Annotated in this window: 18 protein-coding genes; all 18 read left to right on the top strand. The window is 38.4% G+C overall.

Features of this window, described 5'->3' with window-relative positions:
• Positions 1-4 precede the first annotated feature (4 nt).
• The 18 genes from C7Y71_RS10495 to C7Y71_RS10410 all read left to right on the top strand — a co-directional run bounded on the left by C7Y71_RS10495 (position 5) and on the right by C7Y71_RS10410 (position 18,475).
• Positions 5-1,105 carry a DegT/DnrJ/EryC1/StrS family aminotransferase gene (locus C7Y71_RS10495; protein WP_111897649.1) on the top strand — a complete coding sequence of 367 codons (1,101 nt, stop codon included), beginning with the start codon at positions 5-7 and terminating at the stop codon, positions 1,103-1,105.
• Positions 1,105-2,313 (top strand): ATP-grasp domain-containing protein, encoded by a 1,209-nt coding sequence (locus C7Y71_RS10490; RefSeq protein ID WP_111897648.1) that lies wholly within the window; start codon positions 1,105-1,107, stop codon positions 2,311-2,313. The genes C7Y71_RS10495 and C7Y71_RS10490 overlap by 1 nt, the downstream gene beginning before the upstream one ends.
• Positions 2,314-3,270 carry a hypothetical protein gene (locus C7Y71_RS10485; RefSeq protein ID WP_111897647.1) on the top strand — a complete coding sequence of 319 codons (957 nt, stop codon included), beginning with the start codon at positions 2,314-2,316 and terminating at the stop codon, positions 3,268-3,270.
• Positions 3,267-3,827, top strand: coding sequence for a GNAT family N-acetyltransferase (locus C7Y71_RS10480; RefSeq protein WP_226943448.1), 561 nt, complete (start codon positions 3,267-3,269; stop codon positions 3,825-3,827). Before C7Y71_RS10485 ends, C7Y71_RS10480 begins: the two co-directional genes overlap by 4 nt.
• Before the next feature lie 314 nt (positions 3,828-4,141).
• Positions 4,142-5,125, top strand: coding sequence for a glycosyltransferase (locus C7Y71_RS10475; protein ID WP_111897705.1), 984 nt, complete (start codon positions 4,142-4,144; stop codon positions 5,123-5,125).
• 98 nt (positions 5,126-5,223) lie between these two features.
• On the top strand, positions 5,224-6,441 hold the full coding sequence (locus C7Y71_RS10470) for a glycosyltransferase (RefSeq protein WP_226943447.1): 1,218 nt from the start codon (positions 5,224-5,226) through the stop codon (positions 6,439-6,441).
• A gap of 2 nt (positions 6,442-6,443) precedes the next feature.
• Positions 6,444-7,016 carry a serine acetyltransferase gene (locus C7Y71_RS10465; protein ID WP_111897646.1) on the top strand — a complete coding sequence of 191 codons (573 nt, stop codon included), beginning with the start codon at positions 6,444-6,446 and terminating at the stop codon, positions 7,014-7,016.
• A complete protein-coding gene (locus C7Y71_RS10460) occupies positions 7,013-7,843 on the top strand; it encodes a glycosyltransferase family 2 protein (RefSeq protein ID WP_111897703.1) in 831 nt (276 codons plus the stop codon). Before C7Y71_RS10465 ends, C7Y71_RS10460 begins: the two co-directional genes overlap by 4 nt.
• A gap of 11 nt (positions 7,844-7,854) precedes the next feature.
• Complete coding sequence (locus C7Y71_RS10455; RefSeq protein ID WP_111897645.1) at positions 7,855-8,808, top strand: glycosyltransferase family 2 protein; 954 nt, start codon at positions 7,855-7,857, stop codon at positions 8,806-8,808.
• Positions 8,809-8,826: 18 nt separating this feature from the next.
• Positions 8,827-9,789 carry a glycosyltransferase gene (locus tag C7Y71_RS10450; RefSeq protein WP_111897644.1) on the top strand — a complete coding sequence of 321 codons (963 nt, stop codon included), beginning with the start codon at positions 8,827-8,829 and terminating at the stop codon, positions 9,787-9,789.
• A gap of 3 nt (positions 9,790-9,792) precedes the next feature.
• The gene (locus C7Y71_RS10445; RefSeq protein ID WP_111897643.1) at positions 9,793-10,860 is read left to right on the top strand and encodes an acyltransferase; all 1,068 of its coding nucleotides are present in this window, start codon (positions 9,793-9,795) and stop codon (positions 10,858-10,860) included.
• A gap of 7 nt (positions 10,861-10,867) precedes the next feature.
• Positions 10,868-11,599, top strand: coding sequence for a PIG-L deacetylase family protein (locus C7Y71_RS10440; protein ID WP_111897642.1), 732 nt, complete (start codon positions 10,868-10,870; stop codon positions 11,597-11,599).
• Positions 11,600-12,715: an ATP-grasp domain-containing protein gene (locus tag C7Y71_RS10435; RefSeq protein WP_111897641.1), complete on the top strand. Its 1,116-nt coding sequence runs from the start codon at positions 11,600-11,602 to the stop codon at positions 12,713-12,715.
• Between the two features lie 16 nt (positions 12,716-12,731).
• Positions 12,732-13,859, top strand: coding sequence for a glycosyltransferase (locus C7Y71_RS10430; protein ID WP_111897640.1), 1,128 nt, complete (start codon positions 12,732-12,734; stop codon positions 13,857-13,859).
• A 269-nt stretch (positions 13,860-14,128) separates the two neighbouring features.
• A complete protein-coding gene (locus C7Y71_RS10425) occupies positions 14,129-15,424 on the top strand; it encodes an O-antigen ligase family protein (RefSeq protein ID WP_111897639.1) in 1,296 nt (431 codons plus the stop codon).
• A 153-nt stretch (positions 15,425-15,577) separates the two neighbouring features.
• Complete coding sequence (locus C7Y71_RS10420; protein ID WP_111897638.1) at positions 15,578-16,900, top strand: MBOAT family O-acyltransferase; 1,323 nt, start codon at positions 15,578-15,580, stop codon at positions 16,898-16,900.
• A 108-nt stretch (positions 16,901-17,008) separates the two neighbouring features.
• On the top strand, positions 17,009-17,443 hold the full coding sequence (locus tag C7Y71_RS10415; RefSeq protein WP_111897637.1) for a GxxExxY protein: 435 nt from the start codon (positions 17,009-17,011) through the stop codon (positions 17,441-17,443).
• A 126-nt stretch (positions 17,444-17,569) separates the two neighbouring features.
• Complete coding sequence (locus C7Y71_RS10410) at positions 17,570-18,475, top strand: SGNH/GDSL hydrolase family protein (protein WP_146739348.1); 906 nt, start codon at positions 17,570-17,572, stop codon at positions 18,473-18,475.
• Positions 18,476-18,479: the final 4 nt, after the last annotated feature.

The following is an 18,479-nucleotide window of genomic DNA, read 5'->3' as shown; positions in this document are numbered from 1 at the left end:
CATAATGCAAATTACAGTAACATCTCCATTACTGCCAGATTTGGACGAGTTCCACAAACTACTTCAGCAAATTTGGGATAGCAAATGGATTACCAATAATGGTAGTTTTCATAAGCAATTGGAAGCCGCTTTAGCAGAATATTTGAAAGTGCCATACGTTAGTCTTTTTACCAATGGTACGTTGCCACTGATTACAGCTCTGCAAGCGCTTCGCATCAATGGCGAGGTAATCACTACACCATATAGTTTTGTTGCCACCACTCATAGCATTTGGTGGAATGGTTGCCGTCCTGTGTTTGTTGACATAGAAGAGGAAACTTGCGGTATAGACCCTGATAAGATTGAGGCAGCCATCACTCCAAAGACCACAGCCATCATGCCTGTGCATTGCTATGGCAAACCTGTGAAGATGAAGCAGATTCAGGAAATTGCCGACAAGTACGGTTTGAAGGTGATTTATGACGCTGCTCATGCTTTTGGTGTAGAAGTAGATGGCGAGAGCGTGCTGAAAGCTGGTGATATGAGCACATTGAGTTTTCATGCTACGAAAGTTTATAACACTCTTGAAGGAGGTGCCTTAGTAATGCAAGATGAGCAAACCAAGAAACGCACAGATTATCTCAAGAATTTCGGTTTTGCAGGAGAAACAGAAGTTGTTGCTCCTGGCATTAACAGCAAGGTGGATGAGGTGCGTTGCGCCTACGGCCTTCTGAACTTAAAACAGATAGATGACGCCATCGCAAAGCGTCAGCAGGTAGCACAGGCATACCGCGTGGCATTAAGAAACGTTCCTGGTGTGCGTTTCTTTGAGGATATGCCTGGTGTTCGCCATAATTATAGTTATTTCCCTATCTTCATCAACGAAAAAGAATATGGGATGAGCCGCGATGAACTATATTTTAAACTGCGTGAAAATGACATTTGGGGAAGGCGTTACTTCTATCCGCTTATCAGCACTTTCAGTACATATCGTGGTTTGCCAAGTGCCTCTCCTGCAAATTTACCTGTGGCAACAAGAATAGCTAACGAGGTGATTTGCTTGCCTATGCACCATGGACTTACTGACACAGAGATAAATCATATACTAGATTTAATGGTAAAATAATGGGCCAGAAGAAATTAATGCTCCTTGGTGGCTTACGCTACCTGAAACCAGTAATAGATGCAGCACATAATCAGGGTTACTATGTGATAACTGCAGACTATATACCGAACAATATTGCTCATAAGTGGAGCGATGAATATTGTAACGTCAGCATCATAGACAAAGAGGCGGTTTTGCGTGAGGCACAACGTCTGAAGATAGATGGTATTATGTCTTTTGCATGCGATCCTGGTGTGATTGCCGCAAGTTATGTACAAAACAAGATGCATTTGCCTTCATTTGGTTCGTTTGAATCAGTGGAAATTCTTCAAAATAAAGATAAGTTCCGCGAATTTCTTGCAAAAAATGGCTTCAATGTGCCTCAAGCAAAAGGTTTTGATAGCGTTGAGGATGCAATGCAAGATGTTAATTGGTGTCCTTGGCCTGTGATTGTTAAGCCAACTGATGCTGCTGGAAGCAAGGGAGTAAGCCGTGTAGATACGAAAGAAGATTTAAGACCTGCATTAGAGTATGCCATGGAGCATAGCATATCAGGTCATATTATTATTGAGGAGTTTATTGAGAAACAAGGATGTTCATCCGACACAGATAGCATGTCTGTGGACGGCAAGTTAGTGTTCACTAGTTTCTGTGCTCAGCGTTTTGACGCACAAGCCACTAACCCATATACCCCCGCAGCCTATTCATGGCCTTCCACGTTCACAAAGGAACAGGAAGAGTATCTCACTTCTGAGATACAACGATTGATAACACTGCTTAATTTGAAAACTGTAGTATATAATATTGAGACACGTGTAGCACCTAATGGAAAACCATATATTATGGAACTTACACCGCGAGGAGGGGGTAATCGTCTTTGTGAGATGCTTCGCTATGCAACTGGAGTGGATATGATAACAGCCATTACTCGCGCCATAGTAGGAGACCCCATCTTGGAAACCATTGAGCAAAAACCTTACAACGGGCACTGGGCAGAAATTATACTCCATGCAGACCAAAGTGGCCTATTTGACCATATAGAGATTAGCAAGGATTTACCTGCTGAAATTGTTGAGGAAGATTTATGGGTAAAGAAAGGAGATAGGGTTGAAACATTTGAGGGAGCAAATAATGCAATTGGAACACTGGTTCTTAAATTCCAAACAGCAGAAGAACTGGAAAAAGCCATTACCAATCAGCATATCTGGTTGAAAGTAGTAGTAAAATAGATGGAAGCAATAGGCGGTTACTTTTCGTTAGAACTTCCTATCCAAGAGGAATTTCATAAAAATTCTATACGTCTTAATACTGGACGTAATTGTTTGGAGTACATCCTACGAGCACGGGGTTATAAGAAGTTGTATGTACCTTATTATACATGCGAAGCAGTGATTGAGCCTATCAACAAGCTGGGCATACAATCTGAATTCTATCATATAAATATTCATTTTGAGATAAAAGACCATTTTAGGCTAAAGGATGACGAGGCTCTACTTTATACCAACTACTTTGGACTGAAACAACGCTATGTTGAGCAGTTGGCAGAGAAAACGGGCTCTCGCTTAATTGTTGATAATACACAAGCCTTTTATGCTAAACCCTTACAAGGTATAGATACGTTCTATACTTGCCGCAAATTCTTTGGAGTAGCAGATGGTGCATATCTCTATACTGATATGTTGTTGGATGATGAATTTGTTCAGGACAAATCCTACGATAGGATGGCACATCTGTTAAAGCGCATAGACCTCTCTGCAGAACAAGGCTATGTTGATTTTCAAAAAGTTGATGATGGCTTGGATAATCAGCCTATTCGCAAGATGTCTAAGTTAACTCAGCGTATCATGCAGTCAATCGACTATGATGCTGTGGCAAAGAAGCGTAGAGAGAATTTTTTGTATTTGAATAAGTCACATGGCAGAGAAAACAACTTGAAGTTATCACTTGATAAAGATGCCGTCCCAATGGCTTATCCTTTCCTTGCACCAATCAAAGGATTACGTGAGAAGTTAATTGAGAATAAGATTTTTGTAGCACGCTATTGGCCTAATGTGTTGAATTGGACTACTAAAGATGATGTTGAATACTTTCTTGCATACCAGCTGCAACCACTACCTATTGACCAGAGATATGACAAGGAGAACATGAAAAGAATTATTGAAATTGTAAAACAATATCCGATATGAATATTAAAGGAAAGATTGTTATGCTCCGTGCAATGACACGGAATGACATGCAATTAATTTGCGATATGTTTAATGACACAGAATTGGAAGATGTAGTTGTCGGATGGGCTTTCCCTTTGTCTATTGAGCAGCAAAATAAATGGTTTGATAATAGCCTTTCTTCAAATGGTCTCAATCACCGTTTTGTTATTGAAACAAAAGAGGATGGATCCATTGGAATTGCAACTTTGACTGATATAGATTGGAAAAACCGTACTGCTATACATGGGATAAAATTGGCTAATAAACAGTTTTGTAGAAGAGGTATTGGAACGGATACCGTCATGGCTATTATGCGTTATGCTTTCGATGAGTTAGGACTACATCGGCTTGAGAGTTGTCGGTTTGATTCCAATGCAGCCTCAAAACACCTTTATTCAAAATGTGGATGGAAAGAAGAAGGTGTTAAACGAGAATGCATCTATAAGCATGGTGTTTGGCGTGATTTGACAATGATAGGAGTTTTAGAAAGTGATTATAAGAAACTTATAGAAGAAAACCATTATTGGAATCTGTAAGTATTAGACACCAAACCATGAAACAAAAATAAGTATGTTAAAATAAAGATTGTCACAGTTGTTGGCGCAAACGGAACAAAATAGGTACCAATGTATCAGAATTATTTGCGTCATTAGGCGGGACTATAGTGTATATGGTGAACCGCGACAAAGAGAAAATTAAGAAGATCACTCTATATTTTGAGTATATTTCCTTAGAAGAATAAAGATGAGATAAGGAAATACGTTAAACACAACTATACAAGACTAAAAGGACGAATCTTCTTAAACAAGAAAGTTTAAAATTTCTTCACACCAACGAGAATAATATGAATATGGATAATGAGATACTGGTTTCTATACACTGTTTAACATACAATCATGCACCTTATATTCGTGAGTGTCTTGATGGTTTCGTTATGCAGAAAACGAACTTTCGATATGAGATTGTTATCCATGACGATGCTTCAACAGATGGTACTGCTGACATTATTCGCGAATACGAAAAGAAGTACCCAGACCTTTTTAATGCCATCTACGAAACAGAGAACCAATACTCAAAGTACAATGGAGACTTTTATCAAATCCAAAATATTTTACAAAAAGCAATTAAAGGTAAATATGTAGCCTATTGTGAGGGCGATGACTATTGGATTGACCCATATAAGCTTCAGAAGCAGGTGGATATTCTCGAAAGCGACCCTGAGTGTAGTTTGGTTTATACTTCTTATAGAAGATATATTCAAGATGAAGATAGATTCATGGATGACGTTATTGTTGAGAAAGAGGGATACTTATATGAAAAAATGTTTTCACATTACGAAGAAGACAAAATTAATGTATTAACACTTACTGTATGTATAAGAAAGGATATTCTTGAAAAGCTTCCCCCCATTCCCCAAGATGCTTTCAGTGGCGACATTTATTTATGGATGACAGCTAGTATAATGGGAACGTTTAGAATAGTGAAGGATATCACAAGTGTATATAGGATATTACGCGAGTCTGGTTGTCATTTTACAGAAAAAAGTCAAATTTACAAGATGTTTAAAGATACAGGGAAGTTAAAAATTGCAATGTTAGAGTTCCACCCCATCAATAATATAGTAATAATTAATAGTGTAAAATTTAGGTATTTGAATCATTTAATTCATTATTCACTTCTTACAAATAATTATGAAGCGTATAAAGACTTTTACAATGAAAAAAAATATTTTGGTAAATTTAAGCACCGCATAAAACTTTTTTTCTACTACTTCTTTAGAGAAAAACATCTGTTCAAGTGTATTTCTTGGTTATATAGAGTATATAACCACTGATTATAATTTGCTAAAGAAAATCCCAAAAAGAGTAAAATTATTTACAATTGTATAAACAAAATATTAAATAACATCTAAACATTCCGTTCAATAACATTATGAATGGAAAAGCCAAATTAAGTAATAAGATGAAAATTGTTCATTTCTGCTCATCAGATAACGGAGGAGCGGGAAAAGCTGCACTACGTCTGCATAAAGGGTTATTGCAAAACGGTATAGACTCAACCCTCTTAGTAATCCATAAAACGACCGGAGAAAAAGGTGTTGTTCAGTACAAGCGCAGTTTGTTGAGCAAAGTAATTACTCATTCGGGCATTCCATATCGTCAGAACAAGTACAATAGATTCATAAAATTGCACAGTTGTGATTATGAATGTCTCTCTTTCCCAGAAGCCATATACGACATATCCGATTCTCGTCTTATCCAAGAAGCAGATATAATTAATCTGCATTGGGTTGGTAGTTGCCTTAATTACAAATCGTTTTTCAGAAAGATTAAACAACCTATTGTTTGGACGCTTCACGACATGAATCCATTTTTGGGGATTGCCCATTATATGGGAGACAAAGAAAAAAACACTGAACATTTTGAATTGGAAGAGAAGATTAGATTGCTAAAACGCGATGCTATACACCAAAACAAGAATTTGACCATCGTAACTCTATGCGACTGGATGAAAAGATGTTCTATACTGTCTGAAACGTTTTCTCCATACGAGCATTATATTAATCCAAACAGTTTGGATACTAACATCTTCAAGTTTCGTGAAAAGAAAGAGGTTCGCCGAGAGTTTGGTCTGAACACAGACAAACCGTTTCTAATGTTTGCATCGCAATACACCACACATTTTAGGAAAGGTTCTGACATCCTTGCTGAAGTAGCTTCAACGAATAATTTTGATTGCGAGTTTATAATAATTGGACAAGGAGAGCCAAAAGGCATCAATGCGAAAACACATTATTTAGGAAGCATCCAAGACGAAGAAAAATTGGCTAAGCTATATGCCGCTGCTGACGCATTTATCCTCCCAAGTCGTGAAGACAATCTCCCAAACACAATGCTTGAATCTCTTTGTTGTGGGACACCTGTAATATCTATGCCAAATGGTGGTATGGCAGAAAACATCCAAGATGGAGTAAATGGATATATATCTAAGACTATTGATGCAAAAGGTTTGGGCGATGCAATTACCGCATTTATTGACAATAAAGACAGATTCAATAATAAAAAAATTGCGGTAAATGCTCATAAGAAATTTGCTCCTGATGTTCAAGCAAAGAAGTATATAGAACTTTACACCAGTTTAATTTATTAAATATGAAGTTATTCAGCCTAATAAAGTCTCTAAGACTAATTCCTCATATACTAGTCTTTTATACAAGAAACAAAAAAGATAAATCATTGTTAATTTATGAACGTGATATATGGCTTAAATTAAATAGATTCGAGAAAAAAGGATTAAGAGGATTTTTGTTTTTGCTAAATATCTTTCCCGAATATCGTTCACTATTTTACTATAGAACTAAGGCGAGTTATCTTAGACACTTCGCAAAAGGACAAACTAACCTATATTTTCACACACCATCTGAGTTGATAGGAAGAGGCTTAATGATTTGGCATGGATATGGAACTGTTATAAATGCACAATCTATTGGAGAAGATTGCCAAATATGGCAGCTATGCACTATAGGAAAAAAAAACACGGAACCAGTCGAGAATAGGCCTATTGTAGGCAACAATGTCAAAATATGCACAAACTCACTTATTATAGGTAATATAAAAGTTGATGATAATTGCACAATTGCTGGTGGTGCCGTAGTTTTAAAAGACATCCCTAAGAATGCTATTGTAGCAGGGAATCCTGCAGTTATAAAAAAATGTGTATTATGAGATTATCTATCATTACAATAAATTTCAACAATGCAGATGGCTTAAAACGCACTATCGGAAGTGTGCGAGCTCAGACTTATAGAGATTTTGAGCACATTGTGATAGATGGTGCTTCAACGGATGGTAGTGTAGATATTATCAGAAAATATGCCGATGGTCTCAGTTATTGGGTATCGGAAAAAGACAATGGCATATACAATGCCATGAATAAGGGCATTTTAGCTGCAAAGGGTAAATATACTTTGTTTCTTAATTCAGGAGATTATCTTTATGCTGATGATGTTTTGGAGAAAGTTTTTGAGAATGAGTTTGATGAGGATATTGTGAGCTGCGGATGTCATGATGTATGGGAAAACGGTACAACCATAGACCACTATCCACCAAAAAGAATCACTCTTTATTCTGTACAACATTCATCACTATCACATCCATCTACATTCATAAAAAGAGATTTATTCAATAGGACCACATTGTATGATGAATCTTATCGCATCATATCAGATTGGACTTATTTTGTACAATCGCTTATTTGGAACAATTGTTCATATCGGTATTTTGATATATTGGTAACTACATTTGTATGCGATGGTGTAAGTAGTACTAATCACAAAGCTGGCAATATAGAAGAGGACGATTATATTTCGAAACACTATCCACGTGTGTGGGAAGATTATTTCATGGATGAGTGTGTATTTAATTCCATACGATGGATATACAATCAGAATCACATTATAAAAAAAATATTTGTATTCCCTTTCCGTTGCATTAACAGTGTTTTCAAGCTGAGAAGAAGATTGGGTTATAAAATAAGAATAAAGAAAACGTAGTAAAAGAAATCATGTTTCCCGAAATTTCAGTCATTGTAGCAATATATAAGGCAGAGCTCTATATTGAAAAATGTATAGAGTCTCTCTTGTCTCAAAGTTTTAAGGACTTTGAGATTATGTTGATAGATGATGGAAGTCCAGATAAGAGTGGTAAGATATGTGATAGTTATGCAGAGCAAGACCCGCGAATAAAGGTGTTTCACAAAGAAAACGAGGGAGTTGCAGCTACAAGACAGTTTGGACTTGATAAAAGTACTGGGAAATACATCATACACGTTGACCCTGACGACTATGTAGATCCAGATTTTCTCTATGAACTTCATCATTCCGTAACTGAAAATAATAGCGATATGGCTATTTGCGATATCATATATGAGAATGGAGAGAACATAAGTATTAGTAAAGGTATATTTGAATTCCAAAATGGGATGTCCAGTCTTGAAATTTTAAATAATTTAATAAAGATTCAAAGTGCTGGACCATGTAATAAACTTGTTAAGGCTTCTATTATTAAAGATAACAACTTCAAATACAACAATGAGTTGTATATACAAGAAGATCTCATCTTTAACACAAGATTACTTAGCCTTGACATTAATGTTACCTATGTCAATAAAGGACTATATCATTACGTTGTAAACTCTAACCCTAATTCAATCACTAAAAATACCCAATACGATAAAGCATATTATAAATACTCTAACGACATTCTTAACTTAATTTTATCGATTTTGAACGGACATGCAATTTCAAAAAAGATAATTACATCATATAAATCGCACCAAATTGTTAATTTATACAATGCGCGAATGCTTTCTTGGAGCGATTTCACAAGATACTTCTTTAGATATAGAAAGGCTGTATTAGCAAGTGGAAATTACCCTAAATCAAAAGGTATTCTTTGTTACCTATCGTGTTGTGGCTTATACGGATTAATTAAGACAATTAATCACCTTAGAAAATAAACGAAGACTCAAGAAACCATGACCTTTTCAATAGTGATTCCAACATATAATGGCGAGCGTTACATTGAAGAAGCCTTGCTTTCTGCACTTAATCAGACACGTCCCGCTAATGAGATTATAATCTCTGATGACAACTCGTCAGACAAGACATTATCTATTAGCGAAAAATATGCAGACAAAATAAAGATTTATAAAAATGAGGCTGGTCCTTCTGGCTTCGTAAATGGTTGGAACAATGCTATTAAATATGCCACATGCGAATATATTTCCATTCTTCATCAAGATGATTTATTAGCACCGACTTTCCTTGAAGAGGCAGAAAAAGCATTAACTGCACATCCTGAATGCAAGCATTTCTTCGTGCCTTGTAACTACATAGACGAGAATGGAAAAATAACAAAAGAACCAAACTATTGTACCAATAGGATAATTGTTTATTCTGCAGAGGAATATATCGATGCTTACATCAATTTAGGGACTCCCCACGTTCATCGCTGTCCTGGAGTTATTACCCATAGGGACATATTCAAAGTGTGCAAATATCGCAAAGAGGCTGGAATGATTGCCGATGACGATTTTTTCTTTCGTGTGGGAAGATATACTCCAGTTCTTGGATTGATGAAACCTCTTTCTTCATATAGATTACACAAAGAAAGCGAGAGCGGACATCTTTCTTCTGCAAAAATGGAAAGTACGCTTGTTGTAAATCATATTTTCCTAATCGAAGAATTATTAAAACAAGAAGACAATTCTAAAACCTTATTAAATTATCTCATAAAAAGTACTCAAAAACATAGTTTTCATGAGTATATATGGTGTTTCCGCAATAAAGATGATGAAATGCACAGAGAATCGTGTACACATCGGAAGAAGATGAGGGAGTTAGGCATCAAGTGGAGTTTTAAAAGAAGAACACTTGCTTTTATTCTTGACATTTTAGGTTTTAAGCTTAGTTGTTCACTTGCACAAAAAATCTTTTAACTTATGATTAAGACTACCAAAGGTACACACTTAGCCCATCTTGACTTCCTTAGAGGACTTTGCGTTCTTACTGTTGTAGTCTTCCACTGCTATGCATTTCTCACTCATGGTCATTTTCTAGCAATGAGAGAAACGTATTTGCAGTTTGATAGAATCAACTATTGTGGACCTATTGTTATTGCGATGCCTCTCTTTACATTTATTTCAGGCTACTTATACGCTTATCTGAGAGGAATAGGGAAGTATTCAAAGGATAAACCATTTATCAAAAATAAGGTTAGAAGGCTCTTGCTGCCGTTCATATTCTTTGTTACATTTTTCTGCATCACAACAGAATTTCAACAAACAGACCTTACGACCCTAATAAAACATATTGGACACTGCATCGCTTTTGGTGCATACAACCATCTTTGGTATCTACCTGTCTTATTTTGGTGTTTTATCATTATTAGAATTTTTGAAAGGCTATCAAATTCCAAAATAGTGCTACTTCTCTTTTTGGTCATAGCATATATTTTAGCATTTGTTATACCGGTTTCTGGCTTTCTTTTTAACCTTGGGAAAGTTGCGCCATGGTTTTATTGGTTCTTACTTGGATATACGTATTTCAAGTTTAGAGATAGCCTCATGTTGTTATTTTCCAATAGGAATAGAAAAATCACATTACTTTTGTTAGTTTGTGTTTGTGAAATAGGACTTATTCATTTCTTCGGTTTCCCAGACTATAAACGACCGCAATTTATTGCATCTGAATTTGTTATCATTTCTATATTTATCATTGCGTTGTTTATCGTATTCGAAGATTTGACAAAGAGTGAGAAAATAGAAAAGATATTTACGAATAATCTTGTCAAATCTATCAGTAAATATAGTTTCGGTATTTATATATTCCATTATTGGCTTGCGCCTATTATTATTTCTTCTACAGCAAAGCGTGTCTTTCATTTAGAAGCATTTGCAGAACATTACTACATATTCCCAATAGTTTTCAGCATTGCTACATTCATAGCATCATACATAGTAACGTACCTTTTTCAAAAAACGAAGTTAGGAAAATATCTATTAGGATAAAGATTATATGAAAAACTTTATTCGCTATATACGCATTTACGTAATTCGCCTTTTGGCAAGAATTTTAGGCAAATCGGGCGACATCGGCGATAATATATTGCTCATTGCACCACATCCTGATGATGAGATTATTGGGTGCGGAGGCCTTATTCAGAGATACACGCCTGGAAAGTGTGTAAATGTCGTAATACTTACTGGCGGTGGGGCATCGCATCATGGTTGCTGCGACACTTCTGCTGATGATATCAAACGCGAGAGGCGCAATATGGCGCAAAGAATCAATGCAGAGATTGGATTACCTAAAGGGTGTCTGCATCTGCTTGATTTTGAAGACGGAAACATTTCCACTGGAGATTCGGTGCAAGAAGCCAAGTTGCTGAAGATTATTCAAGAAGTTCAGCCTGATGCCATCTTATTTCCTATACAGCAGGGCGAGGGATGGTCTGACCATATTGCAGCAGGAGATATTGTAAAACGACTAATCTCTGCACATAGCATTAAGGTGCAGTTATACGAATACTGTGTATGGTTTTGGTATTACAATGTGTGGAATATTCGTTGGCGAGATGCACGCGTTTTGAAAATGACTTCAGAACAATATCAGAAGAAGTTGAAAGCCATTTCAGACTATACTACGTCAGTTGCGCCATGTGGCAAGCCATGGTCGGGCGTTCTACCTAAAGTATTTCTTAAAGCCAACTCATGGTCAATGGAGTTGTTTTTCAAAGTAGAGAAATAAGTGAAGATTAAGCAAGCTATTATATTAGGTGATGCCACGAATAACACATTGGGAGTTGTACGGAGCCTTGGTTTAAAAAAAGTACCTCTCATTCTAATTCTAATTGCAGAAAAAGATCCGTGGTTCGTGTCAGAAAGTAAATATGTGAGACATGGTAATTTGTATCGCATAAAAAATATCGAGGAATTAATGCCCTTGCTCTTAAGCATTCACAATTCTGAATACGAGCAATCACTAATGTGTACTTTTGATGAAGTAGCCATGTTTATTGACAAACATGAAGAAGAACTATCTAAATTGTTTCGAACACCTGCTCGCGGAAGTCACATCCTACAATATTTCAATAAGGCGACTTTATGCGATTTAGCAGAAAAATGTGGACTTGAAGTACCAAGAACTATAATCTATAATCGTTCAGAAGATATTCCGACCGACAAAATCACATTCCCAGTAATGATTAAGCCCTTACACAGCATAGAAGGGGCAAAAGAGGATATACACAAATGTAATAATAAAGAAGAATTACAATCAGCATTACAAGCGGAGAGTAATTGTCCAAAATTCGTCATACAAGAATATATAGAGAAAGACTTTGAACTTGATGTGTTTGGAGTGAGAACTGAAGAAGGCGTGATAATACCTGGAGGCGTAAGAAAAATACGTCATTTCCCAGCTGGGACTGGTGCTGGAGCATACGGAATCTTCCTACCTACAGACGAACTCAAACTTGATATTCCTAAAATCAATGAGTTATTAAAACAAACTGGTTATTATGGTCTTTTCAGTATAGAATTTCTGCGAAAAGGAGAACGGAGTATCTTTATGGAAGTCAATTTTCGTAACGATGGAATTGCTTATGCTGCCACCGTAGGCGGAGTGAATCTTCCTGAGATATACATTAATCCCATTTCAAATGCCCCAAAAGCCAGAAAGAATTATATGATGAATTATTCTATTGATTTTTTATATGTTAAATCAGGAGAAGTTCCTCTTCGTACATGGCTTCGCGATTTCTTTCGCACACGCTGTTTCATAAATTTCAATCGTCACGACACTCGTCCTACACGTTGCTATTATTGGCACAAGATTAAGAGCAAATTTTATAAAAACAGATAGGAAACCACAAAAATCCATGCGCATCCTTATTTCCATTCCCTGTTTGCTGATTGGTGGCACTGAGGTGCAGACGTTGCAGTTGGTGCGGGCGCTTGTTGGTGGCGGGCATGAGGTAACTACTGTTTGCTATTTCGAGCATACGGAGAGCATGGTACGGCAATATGAGGCTGCGGGGAGTAAGGTGGTGTTGCTTAGTTCTGATGGGGTGCGACCAAAAGGGATATTTCGGACGATTGACTTCCTTTGGAAAGGACTGCGTAGGGCAGTTAAGGATGTAAAGCCCGACGTGGTGCATGTGCAATATATGGCACCAGGTGCCTTGCCAATCTTTATCTATAAGTTGCTGGGCGCGAAGAACATCATCGCCACGTTACACACCGCAGCGGACATCTACCCCAACCTGCGGCTCATTCATTTCCTGCAGCAACACGTGGGGCGTGCTTTTCTCTGCATCACGGAAATTGCAGAACGTTCGTTTTTCGGGTCATCGGAACTGTTTAGCGAGAAAAGCATTGTCGGCAAACGCAACCATTTCACCATACACAACGCCTTGCCGCCACATATCCCCCTACGCTCCGAGCCGCGAGAATTCTCCGAAGGTAAGCCAATAACGATTGGCGTGGTCAGCCGCTTGGAGCGCATCAAAGGTATGGATCTGGTCCTGCCGGCATTCCAGCAACTGGCTGCGAATACCGAGCGCGAAGTCCGCCTTCTTGTGGTGGGCGATGGCAGTTTGCGGCAGCAAATGGAGGAAGGAGCGAAGGCGTCTCCCTTTGCCGACCGCATCACTTTTATGGGTCGTCAGGCGCCTGACGAATTGCCGGCTGCATACGATGCCATCGACGTTCTCTGGATGCCCAGCCGCAGCGAGGGCTTCGGGCTGAGTGCATTAGAAGGTATGGCACGTGGCTGTGTAGTTGTGGCATCCGATGTAGGCGGTTTGCCCGAAGTCATAGGTAAGGACGGAACTTCCGGTATTACCGTGACAAGCGGAAATGTTACGGCATTGGCAGATGTCTCGTGCGGACTCTTGCAAGATTTAACTCTGCTCCGTAGCATGTCGGCATGTGCCATCAAGCGTGCCGAAACATTCAGTTTCGAACGCTATGCCTTGCTCCACAACCGCCTCTACGAGGGGCTTTAGAGAGTGTCCTAACGGGCAGAAATTGAACAAATTTCTATAAAAAATGACGATTTTTTTATGGAGGAACATCCTCCATGTAATTGCCATAAATTATCCACAAATAAACTGATAATGATTATTTAAGAAAATTTATGATAATTCACGATAATTCGTGTAAAAAACATTTCACACAAATCCTCATGAATTAGCCACGGATTTATCATATAATTTTTCTGTGAATATTAATTCTGAATAATTTCTCGTGCACCGCACGACTAAATTAAAACAAAGTGACAGCATTAAACTACATATACTTCATTATTCTAACCATATATGCGTTCTATTTGCTCAATGCAAAACGTATTGTTGTAAAAAATCCACTTAATCGCGAGCAACTCCTTGCACTGACCGGTCCAGAGGCACTTTGGATTCTGCTTTTCTCCACAGGAATCTTGTCATTAGGCGCAAGGGGGGCCATCGACCTTTCAGCCATCCGCATGATGTCAGTAGAACTCTTTGCCATTGTGGGGCTGTTATATGTCAGCAATAAACCGATTTTGGGTTTTGCCGGTTCTGCGTTCATTATTTTCTTGATTTGGGCGGTCATCGGTTTGTTCTACACTTCTTCGTTAAGTTTTGGTATCAGAACTATATTGAAATACATATATCCGCTTCTGATGATGCTGTTTGCTTCTGCTGTGGTAAGGGATAAAGAAGTATTCTATAAAGCCACTATTTTTGCACGAGGACTCGCTATAATAGTCTTTATTATCAGTTTTATCCCATACGCTGTGTCTATCTTACCAGTCTTTGCATACGGTACGGCTCTCGCCATAAATTTTATTTTCATGATGGCGCTTTCATGGGCAATGTATTTCTTCTTGGGCAAGCGGAGAATTGATTTGCTATTATCATTAGCATTCCTTATACCATGTTTCGTATGGGTATTCAGAACAAGTATTGCCGGTAGTGGCATTGCGCTCATGGTTTTCTTCTTCTTCAAATACAAGTTACGTTCTCTTCCAATCGTCTTGTTTATTATCATCGCAGGTGTTGTCGCTGTTTTTACTATTCCAAGCCTGCGTGAAAAAATGTTTCGAGATAAAGATGTAACTCTCGAAGAATTCCAAGAAGGTAAGTTGAACCAAGATGACGTAAACGATAATGCACGTTATATGATTTGGGATAATCTGAAAAAACACCAATACTATGGGAAAGAGGCAATTGGTAGCGGTACTGGTTCTTCGCAGAACTATATGTATACGGCTCCACGGAAAACATTCGGAGGTATCAAAGTGGCTCACAACGAGTTTCTGATGATTCTTTGCGATTTGGGCATTATCGGTCTAATACTCTATTTGCTTATATTCTTCTTTATGATTGTTCATTGTTTCATTGTTTACAATCGCAAAGACTATCCTGTCTCCATCCGATTAGCAGCCATCACTTCAGGAGGTGCCATCGCGGGTATGATATTCACGATGTATTCAGATAACACCATTCTCTACTCTATGGCCACGTTAGGCTATCCGTTTGGATTCTACGGCATGATGCTCGGGCTACTAAAAACAGAACGTGAAACATAATATAGTTTTACTAATTATATGATTAATTCATGGCAATTTATGTAAGAATTTTCTCCACAAATTACCATAAATACCCATGTAAATTCAACTATATTTTCTTCATTTTTTTAAATATCTGTTCAATTTCTGCATGTGAGCGTACTCTCATAGCCAATGCTCTTCAACACCCCGACATATTTCTATTTTCTCATTCCCACACTGATTGCTTTCTATACACTGAACAGTTTCAGCACTCGGTGGAGAAATATTTTCCTATTAGCGGCATCGTGGTTTTTCTATGCACAACTGCATTGGTGGTATCTGTTGCTTTTAGGCTATGCAACGGTTGTGAATTATGTAGGAGGGTTGTGGATTGATCGCGAAAGAGAAAGAAAGGGGAAGGTTAAGGCGGCACTTTGGACGACGGTCATATTGACGCTGGCGGCACTCGTTGTTTTTAAGTATTTCTATATCTTTAACTCAAACATCATGCTGCCGGTAGGCATGTCGTTCTTCACGTTCATGGCACTGACATATAGCATCGACATCTACCGAGGCAAGATACATGCAGACAAGGACTTAATTAAAGTTGCACTCTTCATCAGTTTCTTCCCCACCCTACTCTCTGGTCCCATTGAGCGTGCACAGAACATGCTACCACAACTCAGCCGTCGCATTCCTTTCCATAGTACAAATCTGATAATTGGCGCACAATGGTTCATTTGGGGTCTGTTCAAGAAAATCGTTATCGCTGACCGACTGGCAGATTATGTCAACATGATTTATGCCGCCCCGGAAGCGCACAATGGTGCCACACTTGCATTAGCGGCATTCTTCTACAGTTTCCAAATTTACTGCGACTTCAGTGGCTATGCCGATATGGCGATTGGTAGCGGGCGGATGATGGGATTTCGCATCATGCAAAACTTTCGCCTTCCCTACTGTGTGCGTACCATTAAGGAGTTTTGGCGTCGTTGGCACATCTCGCTCACATCATGGTTCACGGAATATGTGTATATTTCTCTCGGCGGCAACCGCGTGAGCAAGGCGCGGTGGATGCTGAATATTTCGTTGGTGTTCATTCTTAGTGGGATATGGCATGGTGCGACGGCGGCTTTTGCCATCTGGGGAGCACTCCATGCAGTGTACTACCTACTTGAGAAATACTTTGGTCCGAAACAGCCAAACGTTCTGTACCATATTCTGATTTTCATACTGATAACCTTCGCTTGGATTTTCTTCCGCACAGAAGATGCTACATTGTCCTGCCAAATCATTTGGCGCATCTGCACGGACTTTATGCACACGCCCCTTCTCGGCAGCTCGGCATTCACTACCATCCTCACAGCCTGCTTGCTCTTAGCTTTCATTGTGAGAGAATTCGTGTCGTACAGAGTCGGAAGCGAAAAGCGGAGCATCGCAGAACTTGTCTTCCTGCTCATCTTCATCGCCCTGTTCAGCGTTACCTCCGAACAGTTCGTATACTTCCAATTTTAGTTGGTTCAAAAGACCTATTAAACTTTGCTTGAATTGAATTTGTCTTTTGGTTTTTTTTTACACGAATTATCATGAATTACCATTAATTTTTATTCATTTAATTATAACATGCCACAGGACTATAAGCAATTGATATATAATATCATCGGTGCAGCAATGGAAGTTCACAGAGAATTGGGTTGGGGATTACAGGAGCCTATATACACAGAATCACTCCATCTTGAATTGCTTAATCGCAGTATAGAAAACGATACAGAGAAACATTTGCCATGTTACTACAAGAATCGTCTATTAGAGAAATACTACCAAATGGACATTGTAGTTGGCGATATAGTTGTAGAACTAAAATCTGTAAGTTCACTCCTGCCAGTTCACCGCGCACAACTATTCAATTACATGCGCCTAACGAAGGCTCCGCTTGGACTGCTCATCAATTTTGGAAAGCCAAGTCTTCAAAGTGAAAGATATGCTTTTATTGAAAGAACAAACGAGTGTGTTCTGCTCGACAAGGACTTAACACCTATCAAAAAAGAAGATATTTAATGAAAATAATTCATGGTAATTCATGATAATTCACGTAATAAAAGAAAACTTAAATAGAAGCATATTAATGAATTTTAAGTTTGTTAATTGTAAGTATATTAAACACAACATTAGAATAAAAGATTAGTGTTTAGAAAAATAAAATACATATTAATAATAATCATTGCATTCGTGGTGGCGGACCGTGGCATAGGGTGGTTCCTGCGCACAGGAACTGACAAATACTATGGTTTGGATCAGCACTCGGAGATTCTGATGATTGGTCATTCGGAATTGATGCTCGCTGTGGATAAGTCCGCCATGGAACAGCAGACAGGCAAGAAAATATCCAAATATTGCCGTCAGGGCGTGAACATCCGCGACCGCTACGAGATGGTGATGCATTATTTTAGTCTGCCCGTAGCCGACTCTCTAAAGACAGTCATCTATGGCGTAGATCCATTTCTTTTCAACGATGCCGGTGAACTTTCCAATAATTCCTATAAACTATTCTATCCCTTCATAGGCGAAGATAATTTCGACGTCTATATTCGCAATAACGCCAAAGACGACTTTGACTATTATGCCCACAAATTAATATGCTGCAGCCGATACAATGACGAACTCATCAACTGCTCTGTTCGCGGCTGGCTCAAGAACTGGGACAATATGAAATTCGGCAAGGTAAACATCAAAAACACAATTGCAGCAGCCAACGAGGGAAGAATTACAAAAATTGCGCCCGACACGGCACAAATAAGGGTTTTCAAAGAAACCATCAACTATATCGTCGGCAAGGGCTACCGAGTGGTATTGCTTAACACACCCAACGTATTCCCACTTATAGCATCCAACGGCGACGCCTACCGTAGCATCATTAAGATGTACGAAGAAATAGCAAAACACCCACAGATAGACTTCTGGACATTCGACAAAGAAATATCAAGACAATATGACCTTTTTTTCGACAACATCCATCTTAATAACGAAGGACAGAAAGTTTGTTCGAAAAAAATCGCTAATAAAATTTTAGAACTTTCTACATCAAAATAAGCCG

Origin of the sequence: Pseudoprevotella muciniphila, assembly GCF_003265305.2 — a bacterium.
GTDB lineage: Bacteria > Bacteroidota > Bacteroidia > Bacteroidales > Bacteroidaceae > Alloprevotella > Alloprevotella muciniphila.
The sequence above is the reverse complement of the archived record's forward strand: the minus strand, read 5'-3'. Positions and strand labels throughout refer to the sequence as shown.

Bases quoted from the DNA above. Each gene is read 5' to 3' on its own strand.
- C7Y71_RS10495 (WP_111897649.1), top strand. From the start codon at position 5: ATGCAAATTACAGTAACATCTCCATTACTGCCAGATTTGGACGAGTTC.
- C7Y71_RS10490 (WP_111897648.1), top strand. From the start codon at position 1,105: ATGGGCCAGAAGAAATTAATGCTCCTTGGTGGCTTACGCTACCTGAAA.
- C7Y71_RS10485 (WP_111897647.1), top strand. From the start codon at position 2,314: ATGGAAGCAATAGGCGGTTACTTTTCGTTAGAACTTCCTATCCAAGAG.
- C7Y71_RS10480 (WP_226943448.1), top strand. From the start codon at position 3,267: ATGAATATTAAAGGAAAGATTGTTATGCTCCGTGCAATGACACGGAAT.
- C7Y71_RS10475 (WP_111897705.1), top strand. From the start codon at position 4,142: ATGGATAATGAGATACTGGTTTCTATACACTGTTTAACATACAATCAT.
- C7Y71_RS10470 (WP_226943447.1), top strand. From the start codon at position 5,224: ATGAATGGAAAAGCCAAATTAAGTAATAAGATGAAAATTGTTCATTTC.
- C7Y71_RS10465 (WP_111897646.1), top strand. From the start codon at position 6,444: ATGAAGTTATTCAGCCTAATAAAGTCTCTAAGACTAATTCCTCATATA.
- C7Y71_RS10460 (WP_111897703.1), top strand. From the start codon at position 7,013: ATGAGATTATCTATCATTACAATAAATTTCAACAATGCAGATGGCTTA.
- C7Y71_RS10455 (WP_111897645.1), top strand. From the start codon at position 7,855: ATGTTTCCCGAAATTTCAGTCATTGTAGCAATATATAAGGCAGAGCTC.
- C7Y71_RS10450 (WP_111897644.1), top strand. From the start codon at position 8,827: ATGACCTTTTCAATAGTGATTCCAACATATAATGGCGAGCGTTACATT.
- C7Y71_RS10445 (WP_111897643.1), top strand. From the start codon at position 9,793: ATGATTAAGACTACCAAAGGTACACACTTAGCCCATCTTGACTTCCTT.
- C7Y71_RS10440 (WP_111897642.1), top strand. From the start codon at position 10,868: ATGAAAAACTTTATTCGCTATATACGCATTTACGTAATTCGCCTTTTG.
- C7Y71_RS10430 (WP_111897640.1), top strand. From the start codon at position 12,732: ATGCGCATCCTTATTTCCATTCCCTGTTTGCTGATTGGTGGCACTGAG.
- C7Y71_RS10420 (WP_111897638.1), top strand. From the start codon at position 15,578: ATGCTCTTCAACACCCCGACATATTTCTATTTTCTCATTCCCACACTG.
- C7Y71_RS10415 (WP_111897637.1), top strand. From the start codon at position 17,009: ATGCCACAGGACTATAAGCAATTGATATATAATATCATCGGTGCAGCA.